This window comes from Sphingomonas sp., assembly GCF_042095875.1.
Classification (GTDB): domain Bacteria; phylum Pseudomonadota; class Alphaproteobacteria; order Sphingomonadales; family Sphingomonadaceae; genus Sphingomonas.
In genome coordinates, this window is sequence record NZ_JBELMJ010000022.1 from 22,756 (window position 1) to 33,999 (window position 11,244).

The window sequence follows — 11,244 nt, forward strand, 5'->3', positions numbered from 1 at the left end:
CAATCGGGTTGCCATTCTGTTCGCCGATGCGCACTTCAACCGGCGTGAGCGCGCTCCCTTACCCCGCCCTGCACGCCAGCCACTCGGGCATCTGGGTGTCGGACAGCGGCGTCACGCGCGGGGTGTCGCGCGGCGAGGCGATCCGGCTCGCCGCCGACACACCCGTCATCCTGCTGAACGCCGCGCTGGTCGGGCAGCGGCTCGGCTACGCCGATTTGTCGGGGCTCGACCTGCTCGAACTGTTCGCGTTCCTCCACCCTGCGCGCTTCATGGTGCCGACGTCCAAGGGACTGGCCGCAATCACCGGGCTCGCGATGCCGACCGACGACGCGCAGGTCGCGCCCTTCCTGCTCGCCGCTGCCGAGCGATTGCTCGACGTGCCCGCGGGCGAGTGGCGCGAGCGCGAGGGCGCGTGGACCGCGCTCCAGTCGCTCACCCGGCTGCGCTGGGCCTGGGCACCGCCGCTCGCCTCACGCATCGCCAAGCCGTCGTCGCAGGAGCGCTGGCTGTTCACCCGCCTGCCCGAGTGGAGCGAGGCACCGCCGCGTCCCGCCCCGCGCACGGTGACGATGCCCGAGGGCGCGGTGCTCGACCGGCTGGACGAGCTGACCGGTGACGGCGCCGAGCCGCGCGCCGGGCAGCAGCGCTTCGCCGCCGCCGCGAGCGCCGCCTTTCTGCCCCGCACGCTGCGCGACTCGCCCAATCTGATGCTCGCGGAGGCGGGCACCGGGATCGGCAAGACGCTCGGCTATCTCGCGCCCGCGAGCCTGTGGGCCGAGGCCGCGGGTGGGGCTGTATGGATCTCGACCTATACCAAGGCGCTGCAACGGCAGCTCGGCGCCGAGACGCGGCGCGTCTATCCGGACGAGGCGGTTCGGCGCGCGCGCGTGGTGACGCGCAAGGGACGCGAGAACTACCTCTGCCTGCTCAACCTGGAGGACGCGCTGCAGGGCGGGTTCGCCGGGCGCGCCGCGGTGCTGGCGCAGCTCGTCGCGCGCTGGGCGGCGTACAGCGCCGACGGCGACATGGTCGGCGGCGACCTGCCGGGCTGGCTCCCGACCCTGTTCCGCCGCAACGGATCGACCGCGCTGACCGATCGCCGCGGCGAGTGCGTCTACGCCGGCTGCCCGCACTACCGGAAATGCTTCATCGAGCGCGCCGCGCGCGCCTCGGCCGAGGCCGATCTGGTGATCGCCAACCACGCGCTCGTCATGGTCAACGCCGCGCGCGGGCGGGAGAGCGCGACGCGCCCGACCCGCTACGTCTTCGACGAGGGGCACCACCTGTTCGACGCCGCCGACGCGATGTTCGGCGTCGCGCTGACCGGCGCGGAGACGATCGAGCTGCGCCGCTGGATCATCGGTCCCGAAGGTACCAGCCGCGGACGGCGTCGGGGCTTGCAGGCGCGCCTGTCCGACCTCGCCAGCTACGACGAGCAGGGCGGGGCGGCGGTCGCAGACATCATCGCCGCGGCGGGTGCGCTCGCCGCCGACGGCTGGCTCAGTCGGCTGGGGGAGGGGGCGCCGCTCGGTCCGGTGGAGAAGCTGCTCGCCGCCGTGCGCGGCCTCACCTACGCTCGCGCCGAGCAGCCCGGCGACGCCGGCTACGCGCTCGAGACCGAACTGGCCGAGCCCACGCCGGAGCTGATCGAGGCCGCGGCACCCGCCGCCGCCGCACTCGACGCGCTCGTCCGCCCAATGGTGGCGCTCGGCAAGCGGCTCGAGACGGTGCTGGCGGACGCGCCCGACTGGATGGACGCACCCGCGCGCGCGCGGATCGAGGGCGCGATCGCCTCGCTCGGCTGGCGCGCGGAGACGGTCGCGGCGTGGCTCGCGTTGCTCTCGCGCGTCGGTGGCCCGGCCGACCCCGCCTTCGTTGACTGGCTCGCGGTCGACCGGGCGGAGGGGCGCGAGTATGACATCGGGCTCCACCGCCGCTGGCTCGATCCGACCAAGCCGTTCGCCGAAATGGTGCTAAAGCCCGCGCACGGCGCACTCGTCACCTCCGCGACGCTGACCGCGGGGGGCGACTGGTCGACCGCCGAGGCGCGCGTCGGCGCCACCCACGTCACCCGCCCCGCCGACCGCTTCGAGGTCGCGAGCCCGTTCGACTACGCCAGCCACGCCGAGGTGCTGATCGTTACCGACGTCAAGCGCGGCGACGTGCCGCAACTCGCCAATGCCTACGCGCGGCTGATCGAGGCGGCGGGCGGCGGCACGCTGGGCCTGTTCACCGCGATCCGCCGGTTGCGCGCGGTCCACGCGCGCGTCGCCGACCGCCTCGCGCGCGCGGGGCTGCCGCTCCACGCGCAGCACGTCGACCCGATCGACACGGGGACTTTGGTCGACATCTTCCGCGACGATCCGCACGCCAGCCTGCTCGGCACCGACGCGCTGCGCGACGGCGTCGACGTGCCCGGCGACTCGCTCAGGCTGGTTGTGATGGAGGGTGTGCCCTGGCCCAAGCCGACCGTGCTCCACGCCGCCCGGCGTCTAGAGGGCGGCGGCAGTCCTTACGACGACCGCATCGTGCGCGCGCGGCTGGCACAGGCGTTCGGGCGGCTGATCCGGCGGCAGGACGACGCCGGCGCGTTCGTGCTGCTCTCCGCCGCGATGCCGTCGCGGCTGCTCGACGCATTCCCGCCCGGCGTGCCGATCCGGCGGATCACGCTCGACGAAGCGGCGGCGCGCGTCGCCGAACGGCTATCCACGCGCAACCGGATCGGGCATGGAGCGCACCTGCCCGCGTGATGGAGATGAGCCCGGTGAAGACGCTGACGCTGCTGCGCCACGCCAAGTCGGGCTGGGACGATCCGGTCGCGCGCGATTTCGACCGCCCGCTCAATCCCAAGGGACGCCGCGCGGCGCAGACCGTCGGGCGCGAGCTGCGCCGGCTGGGCCTCGGCTTCGATCACGTCGTCGCCTCGCCCGCGGTGCGCGTCGAGCAGACGATCGACGGCATCGAATCGGGCTACGGCCGCGCGCTCTCGCCCGCCTGGGACCGCCGGGTCTACCTCGCCTCGGCGGGCTCGCTGCTCGACGTGGTGCGCGAGACGAGCGACGACCACACGCGCCTGCTGCTGATCGGCCACAATCCCGGGTTAGAGGACCTCGTCCTGATGCTCGCACCCGACGAGCCCGGCGGGCTGCGCGACGACGTGGAGGAGAAATATCCCACCGCGACGCTCGCCGAGCTGACCTTCGCGGTCGATACCTGGGCGCAGGTCGCCGAGGGGACCGGCACGCTCACCCGCTTCATCCGCCCGCGCGACCTCGATCCCGAACTGGGCCCCAGCGAGGAGTGACGCCCGGCGGGGTAGGTCGGCGCGGCCCCGATCAGCGCGCCGGCAGCACGCCGCACGACACCGGGCCGCCCGCCGCGGCGCGCACCGTGCACTTGGGCGTGCCGCTCACCGTCACGCGCCCCATGCCGGTGGAGGCGATCTCCGCCGAGTAGCGCGCGGCGGCGCGCGTCTCGCCGCTGCCGTCGAGCGAGACGAACAGCTCGCCCGCGGACAGCGCGTCGGCGTCGATCGTGCCGGGGCCGTTTGTCACCAGCCGCGCCTTGCCCGCGCGCCCGGCCAGACGAATGCTGCCGCTGCCGATCACCGTCGCGTTGACCTGCTCCGCGCTCGCCTCATCCACCGACAGCGAACCCGTGCCGGTGACGCCCAGATCCAGGCGCGCGCCGCTCATCCGCGGCACCGTCACCCTGGCGCCCGACAGCAAGGTCACGCCCTTCAGCGCGACGGTCGACAGCGTGAACACCGGCGGCCCGTCCGCGCCGCGCGTCGCCCCCGACCGGGCGTAATCGTCGGTGCCGCGATCGAGCCTGAGCGACAATGTGCCGCCCTCGACGTTCAAGCGCAACCGGTCGAGCAGCGCCGGGTCGGCGGCGCTCGCCCGGGCGCGCGGGCTCGCGCCCGTGGCGATGCGGACCTCGAACGGCCCGTCGACGCGGACGCGGTCGAAACTGGCGATGTTCCACACCCGCTCCGCCGCGTGCGCGGGCGTCGCGGCGGCGAGCAGGAACAGCGGGGCGAGCGCGCGTAATTGTGCCATCGCGCCAGCCTCGCACCGGCCCGCCGCGCAGGCAAGCCGCCTCAGTTACCGCAGCGCACCGTTCCCGACCCGCCCTTGCGCGTGACACAGCGCGCGTCGGGTCCCAGGTCGATGTCGCCCGATCCCGCCAGCCGCACGTCGGCAGGGCCGCGCACGGTCGCGTCGACGTTGCCCGATCCCGCGACCGACACGGTCGCGCGCGCCGCGGTCAGCCCGCGCGCCTGCACGTCGCCCGATCCGGCGATCCGCACGGTCAGCGCCTGCGCCTGCCCGGCCGCGGTCACGTTGCCCGACCCCGAGATGCCGAACTCGACCTCGCCCGCACGCATCGCCTCCACCGCGATATTGCCCGACCCGCTGATCGCGCCGCGGAACCGCTGCCCATCGACATTCCCGATGCGGAAACTGCCCGACCCGGAGATCGCGGCTTCCTCGATCGCGGGCATGGTGACAATCACGCGCGCCTTGCCCTTGTTCCACGTCATCCCATTGCGCCGCCCGACGCGCAGCGAAGTGCCGTCGCGCTGAATCACCAACCGGTCGAGCACCGCCGGGTCGCCTTCCGCGCGGACCGAGAAGGCACCGGTGCGCACCTCGACGTCGTCGGGCCCCGCGATCGACACGCGGGTGAAGTCGCGCGCGGCGTAGCTGCGCGTCGCGCCGGTTCCTTCGGGCGCGATGCCATCCTGATTGTCCGACGCGTAGGTCGCCGACATGCCGCACGCGGCGACCGGGATCAGCAGGGCGAGAGCGAGATAGCGCATGACACATCCTCCAACTGTATTGCTGTGTTAATACGCAAAGGAGGTGAGATCAAGCGCTGCAGCGGACGCGCGCCGAACCCATCTTCGTCACCGCGCAGCGCGCACGCGGGCCCAGATCGATCGTGCCGCTGCCGACGCTCGACACGCGCGCGTCGCCGTCGACCTGCGCCACCACGTCGCCCGACCCCGCGATCGACACGTCGGCGTGCGCGGCGCGGAGTGCCGGCGCGCGCAACGACCCCGATCCGCCGACCGATACCTCGAGCGCGCGGACGCGCCCGCCCGCCGCGACGCTGCCCGATCCGCCGATCGACACCTTCGCCTCGGTCGCGGTGAGCGCATCGACCACCATCGCGCCCGATCCGCCGACCGCGGCGTCGAAGCGCGCGCCCGCGACCCGGTCGATCCGCATGCTGCCCGACCCGCCCAGCGCGGCGCCGGTCAGGCTCGGCATCGTCACGCTGAAGCTTACCTGCCGCTCCGCCGCATCGGCCTTCGCCCGCGGGTCGCGCCGCGCGATCTTGAGCGTGTCGCCCTCGCGCTCGACCCGCATCGTCGCGAGCACCGCCGCGGGACCCTCGGCGTGCACCGACCAGCTAGGCCCGACGCGCACCTGCATCCGCGCACCGGTGCCGAGCGCAAGCCGCGAGAAGTCGCGGATCGCGTAATCGACTGCGAAGCCGCCCGCGACCGCCCCGACGCGCTCTGCGGGAAGGATCGCGATCAGCGCGGCGAGGGCGGGCAGGGTCAGAAACGACAAAGAGCGCATCGCGGGTAACTCCGTTGAACCGGAGCCGGCGATACGCTCTCTGGATTACGTCTGTAAACAACTATTGTTTACAGCTGTAGTTACGTCGCTCAGGCGGGCTGCTTGTCCTTGTTGTAGATCGCCGCGGCCTTGCGCAGGATGTCGAGAATCTTCTCCTGCGCGGCCGGCTCGTCGACCTGCTCCATCGCGGCGAGCTCGCGCGCGAGGCGGCTGCACGCGCCCTCGAAGATCTGCCGCTCGGAATAGCTCTGCTCGGGCTGGTCGTCGGCGCGGAACAGGTCGCGGACCACTTCGGCGATCGACGCGAGGTCGCCCGAATTGATCTTCGCTTCATATTCCTGCGCGCGGCGCGACCACATGGTGCGCTTGACCTTGGGCTTGCCCTTCAGCGTTTCCATCGCCTCGCGCATCGTCTTGTCCGACGACAGCTTGCGCATCCCCACGCTCTCGGCCTTGTTGGTCGGCACGCGCAAGGTCATGCGCTCCTTCTCGAACCGCAGCACGTAGAGTTCGAGCGCGATGCCCGCGATCTCCGATTTCTGCAGCTCGATCACGCGACCCACGCCGTGCTTGGGGTAAACGACGTAATCGCCGACATCGAAGTGCAGAGCCTTGGCAGCCATTGACGATCTTTCCAAATCTATGCCCCGGAACGGGAGCCATGCCTCGGGCCACTGGTGCGATAACACCGGCGACGACAGGGCGACATGGCGGCGGGGTAGGTTGATCTCCGGCGGACGCGGCAGGATTGCGCCCGACACGGCAGTATATAGCACGATTATTTGTTTGTTTCCAGCCCGCTTACGTCAGCGCTGCTGACGTGCGGGAACGCGGCCCCGCCCGCTCGTCGGGCCCGCCGCGCGCTGCCGATCGGCGGTCCTGCACGAAGCGACAGCCGGTCGCCGCCGCGCCGTTGAAGGGGGGTTGCGACCCGCTCAGTCGCCCTTGCCGGGCTCGGCCGAGAAATACTTGTCGTACTTGCCTTCCTCGCCCTTGTGCTCGTCGGCGTCGGGCGGGGTCTGGTCGAGCTTGCGCGTGACGTTGGGCCATTGCGCGGAGAAGGTGGTGTTCATCTCCAGCCAGCGCTCCAGCCCGTTCTCCGTATCGGGCAGGATCGCCTCCGCCGGGCATTCGGGCTCGCACACGCCGCAGTCGATGCACTCGCTGGGATTGATCACCAGCATGTTCTCGCCCTCGTAGAAGCAATCCACCGGGCACACCTCGACGCAGTCCATGTACTTGCAGCGGATGCAGGCGTCGGTGACGACGTAGGTCATGTAAGCGTTCCTCGACAAACTCGTTCGCGCGGTCAACGCGCGTGTTCGCTATTTGGGCCGCTGCTATGCCGGGCGCACGAAACCGTCAATCTTCGAGGCTTTCCTGCGAGTTGTTCGCACCTGCCTGCGTGCCGGTGCCGGCGGTCAGTTCCTGGTAGCAGGCGCGCGCCTCGGGCGCGGGGCCGCGCCGGTGCGGCAGCGCCTCCACGCGCACCACCAGCACGCGGTCGTGGTGGGCGAAGGTCAGGATATTGCCGACGCGGACGCACGCGTGCGCGCGGTCGATCACGCGCCCGTCGATCCGCAACCGCCCCGCAGAGGCGAGCGCCTGCGCCACGCTGCGCGTCTTGGTCAGCCGCGTGAACCACAGGAAACGGTCGACCCGCATCGTATTGCTGTCGGCGGCAACGACGCCCGGCATTAATGGGCCCGCATCAGCTCGCCGAGTTCGGCGAAGGCGTTGCCGGGCCGCGCGGGCGTGCTCGTCACCGGCTTGGGCCGCGGTCGCCCGCGCCACACGTAGCGCGTCGCACCCTCGCCGTCACCGCTGGCGGTGCGAAAGCCCAGTTCCGCCATCAACCGCGCCAGCGTCTCGGGCTCCAGACCGATCGAGGTCGCGAGCGCCGGATCGGGCGCGAACGCCCCGCGCGCACCGCCCTCGCTCGCCGCGCGCGCGTCGTGCGCCGCGCGCGCGATCCGCTCGACCAGGTCGACCCGCACCGCCTGCGCGCCCAGCGGACGATAGCCCATCCCCAGCATCGCGCCGGGCGTGCCGCGCGGCAGCACGGTCGCGCCCGCGGGCGGGGCAGGGGGCGCCGCGCCGTGCGCCGCCGCGATCAACGCCTGCCGCCACGCGCGCGCGTTCGGCTTGAGCAGCCGCGGGTCGAACAGGTCGAGCGCGCCGATCGTGACCCCTGCGCGCCGGAGCCACTGGCGCGCACCACCGTCCAGCGCGTCGAGCGAGGCGGTCAGCGGCGCGCGCGGCGTGACGCCCGCACCGGCCTCCAGCGCGCCCGCGATGCTGCGAAGCGCCGGCCCGGCCTCGGCCGCGCGCGTCGCCTCCGCCAGCTTGGCGAGCGCGGGCAGCCGCCGCGCGATGCTGGCGGTCACCCAGTCGCGCACTCTGGCCGCGACCCGCTCGCGCAGGGGCGTGTCGAGGCAGGCGAGCGCGGGGTCGAGCACCACCGCTGGCCGCGCCAGCGAGGCGCCCCGCGCCAGCCGCGCCAGCTCGACCCCGTCCGCGGTGATCGCGCGGTCCTCGCCGAGCGCGAACGCCTCGTCCTCGCCCGCGATCACCGCCTCCGCGCGCCGCCGCCGCTCGGTGCCGAGGCGTTTCTCCGCGGTCGCGAGCAGCAGGCGCTTGTCGGCGGCGCGCGCCTCGGGCGCGACCGTGAAGCGGAAGCCGTCCAATCGCCCGATCGCGTGCGCGTCGATCGTCACCTCGCCGTCCCCCGCGATCTCGACCGGCAGCTCGCCCGCGCCGGCGCCGATCTTGCGCATCAGCGCGGTGGTGCGCTTGTCGACGAAGCGCTGCGTCAGGCTAGCGTGGAGCGCATCGGACAGCCGCTCTTCGACCTCCAGCGCGCGCGCCGCCCAGGTCTCAGGGTCGGCGAGCCAGTCGGGGCGCTGCGCGATGTAGGTCCAGCTGCGGATGCCGGCGATCCGCCCCGCGATCGTCTCCACGTCGCCGTCGATGCGGTCGAGCCGCGCGACCTCGTCGGCGAACCACTGGTGCGGGATGTGCCCGTGCGCGAGATAGGTGAACACGCGCCCGACGAACCGCGCGTGCGGGTCGAGCCCCAGCTTGGCGAAATCGGGAATACCGCACGCCGCCCACAGTCGCGCGACGTTGCCGCGCCCCCGCGCCTCGACCGCGGCGCGGACCGCCGGATCGTCCGCCAGCCGCTTCAATACCTTCAGGTCCAGCGCTTCGGGCGCGGGGCGCAACATCGTCACCGTGCCGCCGGGCATCTCGGGCTTTCTCGACAGGCTGGCGATCAGCGCGTCGACGCTGCGCAGGTCGGGCTCGCCCTCGCGCCAGTAGAGCCAGTCGAGCCGGGGGAAGCGATGCCCCTCGATCGCCTGTATCTCTTCGGGAAGGAACGCGTCGTCGCCTTCCTCGGTCAGCGCGCCGAACGTCCCGTCGCGCTGGTGCCGCCCCGCGCGCCCCGCGATCTGCGCCATCTCCGCGACCGTCAGCCGCCGCCGGCGGCGCCCGTCGAACTTGTGGAGGCCCGCGAAGGCGACGTGCCCGACGTCGAGGTTCAATCCCATGCCGATCGCGTCGGTAGCAACCAGGTAATCGACCTCACCCGCCTGGAACATCTGCACCTGCGCATTGCGCGTGCGCGGCGACAGCGCGCCCATCACCACCGCCGCGCCGCCGCGCAGGCGCCTGAGCATCTCCGCGGTGGCGTACACTTCCTCCGCGGAGAAGGCGACCACCGCCGACCGCCTGGGCAGGCGCGACAGCTTCTTCGCCGCGCCGTAGGAGAGCGTCGAGAAGCGCGGCCGCTCGACGATCTCGATGCCGGGGATCAGGTTGCGCAGCACCGGGCGCAACGCCTCCGAGCCAAGGATCATCGTCTCCTCGCGCCCGCGCGCGCGCAGCAGCCGGTCGGTGAAGACGTGCCCGCGCTCCTGGTCGGCGCCCAGCTGCGCCTCGTCGATGCCGACGAACGCGAAGTCGCGCTGCATCGGCATGCTTTCCACGGTGCACAGGAACCAGCGCGCGTCCTTGGGGACGATCCGCTCCTCGCCGGTCACCAGCGCGACGCGGTCCGCGCCCTTCAACGCGACGACGCGGTCGTACACCTCGCGTGCCAGCAGGCGCAGCGGGAAGCCGATGCACCCGCTCGAATGCGCGCACATCCGCTCGATCGCGAGATGGGTCTTGCCGGTGTTGGTCGGGCCCAACACTGCCGTCACTCGGGCGTCGTCACGCGCACTCATTGCCCGACCTACATCGGGTGCGAGGCGAGGGGATGCAATCACTTCCTCGCGCGCCAGCGAGAGTAGCCCTTCTCGCGTGCCGGCGAGAGGAACGGTTCCTCGCGCCGCGCGGGCATCCCGGCGCGAAGGATCGCCGCCGGGCGCGCGGTTAATTTGACTTTAGGGTCTAGCGTCCACAACGCGCGGCCGAACACTCGGTCGGATTGAGACGTCGCATTGTTTCTGCGTGAACAACAAGGGCTGGAACTGGCGGGGGCGGCTGGCTCCGCGCGGATGCGCGCGCTCGTTCCTTCGTCGCGGATGCGTGCGCTCGTGCCCGCGCCGCTCCACGCGCCCGCGCCGTCGTCGCTCGTCGATCGCCTGCGCGACGCGGCCGCGCGCACCGACTGGGTACCCGATCTCGGCCAGGACATCGGCAGCCGCACCTGGTGGCGCGGCGCGGCGACCTGCGCCGCGCTGATCGCCGCGGCATGGATGACGCGGCCGGGCTTCCCGCCCGTGCTCGGTTACGCGCCGCCCGTCCTGACCGGCGCGGCGCTTGAGGAAGCCCGCGCGCAAGCCATCGCGCCGCTCGGGCTCGGCGCCACCACCGGGCGACGCATGGCGGCATCCGGCCTCGTCAGGCGCCTGCCCGAGACGCCCGAGCGGCCGCAGATCGACCTGAGCGTGACGCTGGCAGGCGGCGACTCGCTCAACCAGGCGCTGCAGCGCGCCGGCGTTGGCATGAACGAGGCCGCGCGCGTCGTGGCGCTGGTCGGCGGCGCGGTGTCGCTCGACCAGCTCAAGCCCGGCACGATCCTGTCGCTGACGATGGGTCGCCGCCCGTCGCGGCTGCAACCGCGCCCGCTCGAGCGGCTGAGCTTCCGTGCCGGCTTCGACCTCAACCTCGCGGTCAACCGCGCGGGCGACGACCTGCTGCTCGACCGTCGGCCGATCAGCATCGACCGCGCACCGCTGCGCGTGCGCGGGCTGGTGGGTGACAGCCTCTACCGCTCGATGCGCGCCGCCGGCGTCCCCGCGCGCGTGGTCGAGTCGTACATCAAGGCAGTCGCCGCGCGCATGCCGATCGGCGACGTCGGCGCCGCCGACACGTTCGACATCGTCGCCGACCAGGCGCGCGCCGCCACCGGCGAGGTCGAGGTCGGGCAGCTCCAGTACGCGGGCCTCGTCGACGCCGCCGGGCACCGCCGCGTGCAGCTCGTCCGCTGGGGTGACAGCCAAGGTGAGGGCGGCAGCTTCATGGATCCGGCGGGGCAGGTCGAGCGCCGCGGTTTCATGGGCATGCCGGTCGCCGGGCGCGTCACCTCGACCTTCGGCTACCGCATGCACCCGCTGCTCGGCTTCATGCGGATGCACAAGGGCATCGACATCGGCGCGCCCTACGGCAGCCCGATCTACGCCGCGATCGACGGCGTCGTCTC

The 11,244-nt window shown here is 72.6% G+C and carries 10 protein-coding genes; 3 read left to right on the forward strand and 7 right to left on the reverse strand.

Annotated features, from left to right (window positions below):
- Positions 1 to 26 precede the first annotated feature (26 nt).
- On the forward strand, positions 27 to 2,750 hold the full coding sequence (locus ACFDS6_RS09480; RefSeq protein WP_375271909.1) for an ATP-dependent DNA helicase: 2,724 nt from the start codon (positions 27 to 29) through the stop codon (positions 2,748 to 2,750).
- 14 nt (positions 2,751 to 2,764) lie between these two features.
- The gene (locus tag ACFDS6_RS09485; protein WP_375271910.1) at positions 2,765 to 3,304 is read left to right on the forward strand and encodes a histidine phosphatase family protein; all 540 of its coding nucleotides are present in this window, start codon (positions 2,765 to 2,767) and stop codon (positions 3,302 to 3,304) included.
- 31 nt (positions 3,305 to 3,335) lie between these two features.
- Here the strand turns inward: ACFDS6_RS09485 and ACFDS6_RS09490 are convergent, their stop codons facing one another.
- From ACFDS6_RS09490 to ACFDS6_RS09520, 7 genes are all read right to left on the reverse strand, one after another.
- Positions 3,336 to 4,061: a GIN domain-containing protein gene (locus tag ACFDS6_RS09490; protein ID WP_375271911.1), complete on the reverse strand. Its 726-nt coding sequence runs from the start codon at positions 4,059 to 4,061 to the stop codon at positions 3,336 to 3,338.
- A gap of 41 nt (positions 4,062 to 4,102) precedes the next feature.
- Positions 4,103 to 4,825 (reverse strand): head GIN domain-containing protein, encoded by a 723-nt coding sequence (locus ACFDS6_RS09495; RefSeq protein ID WP_375271912.1) that lies wholly within the window; start codon positions 4,823 to 4,825, stop codon positions 4,103 to 4,105.
- Positions 4,826 to 4,874: 49 nt separating this feature from the next.
- Positions 4,875 to 5,594 carry a GIN domain-containing protein gene (locus tag ACFDS6_RS09500; protein ID WP_375271913.1) on the reverse strand — a complete coding sequence of 240 codons (720 nt, stop codon included), beginning with the start codon at positions 5,592 to 5,594 and terminating at the stop codon, positions 4,875 to 4,877.
- An 89-nt stretch (positions 5,595 to 5,683) separates the two neighbouring features.
- Positions 5,684 to 6,217, reverse strand: coding sequence for a CarD family transcriptional regulator (locus tag ACFDS6_RS09505; RefSeq protein WP_375271914.1), 534 nt, complete (start codon positions 6,215 to 6,217; stop codon positions 5,684 to 5,686).
- Between the two features lie 312 nt (positions 6,218 to 6,529).
- Positions 6,530 to 6,871, reverse strand: a complete 342-nt coding sequence (fdxA, locus tag ACFDS6_RS09510) for a ferredoxin FdxA (protein ID WP_375271915.1) — start codon at positions 6,869 to 6,871, stop codon at positions 6,530 to 6,532.
- 85 nt (positions 6,872 to 6,956) lie between these two features.
- Complete coding sequence (locus ACFDS6_RS09515) at positions 6,957 to 7,292, reverse strand: RNA-binding S4 domain-containing protein (RefSeq protein WP_375271916.1); 336 nt, start codon at positions 7,290 to 7,292, stop codon at positions 6,957 to 6,959.
- Positions 7,292 to 9,823 carry a helicase-related protein gene (locus ACFDS6_RS09520; protein ID WP_375271917.1) on the reverse strand — a complete coding sequence of 844 codons (2,532 nt, stop codon included), beginning with the start codon at positions 9,821 to 9,823 and terminating at the stop codon, positions 7,292 to 7,294. Before ACFDS6_RS09520 ends, ACFDS6_RS09515 begins: the two co-directional genes overlap by 1 nt.
- A 216-nt stretch (positions 9,824 to 10,039) precedes the next feature.
- Between ACFDS6_RS09520 and ACFDS6_RS09525 the strand changes: the two genes are divergently transcribed.
- A partial coding sequence (locus tag ACFDS6_RS09525; protein WP_375271918.1) for a M23 family metallopeptidase occupies positions 10,040 to 11,244 on the forward strand: 1,205 nt, incomplete at its 3' end.

Excerpts from the sequence above, each read along its gene's own strand:
- ACFDS6_RS09480 (WP_375271909.1), top strand. The coding sequence starts at position 27 with ATGCGCACTTCAACCGGCGTGAGCGCGCTCCCTTACCCCGCCCTGCAC.
- ACFDS6_RS09490 (WP_375271911.1), bottom strand. The coding sequence starts at position 4,061 with ATGGCACAATTACGCGCGCTCGCCCCGCTGTTCCTGCTCGCCGCCGCG.
- ACFDS6_RS09495 (WP_375271912.1), bottom strand. The coding sequence starts at position 4,825 with ATGCGCTATCTCGCTCTCGCCCTGCTGATCCCGGTCGCCGCGTGCGGC.
- ACFDS6_RS09500 (WP_375271913.1), bottom strand. The coding sequence starts at position 5,594 with ATGCGCTCTTTGTCGTTTCTGACCCTGCCCGCCCTCGCCGCGCTGATC.
- ACFDS6_RS09505 (WP_375271914.1), bottom strand. The coding sequence starts at position 6,217 with ATGGCTGCCAAGGCTCTGCACTTCGATGTCGGCGATTACGTCGTTTAC.
- fdxA (WP_375271915.1), bottom strand. The coding sequence starts at position 6,871 with ATGACCTACGTCGTCACCGACGCCTGCATCCGCTGCAAGTACATGGAC.
- ACFDS6_RS09515 (WP_375271916.1), bottom strand. The coding sequence starts at position 7,292 with ATGCCGGGCGTCGTTGCCGCCGACAGCAATACGATGCGGGTCGACCGT.
- ACFDS6_RS09520 (WP_375271917.1), bottom strand. The coding sequence starts at position 9,823 with ATGAGTGCGCGTGACGACGCCCGAGTGACGGCAGTGTTGGGCCCGACC.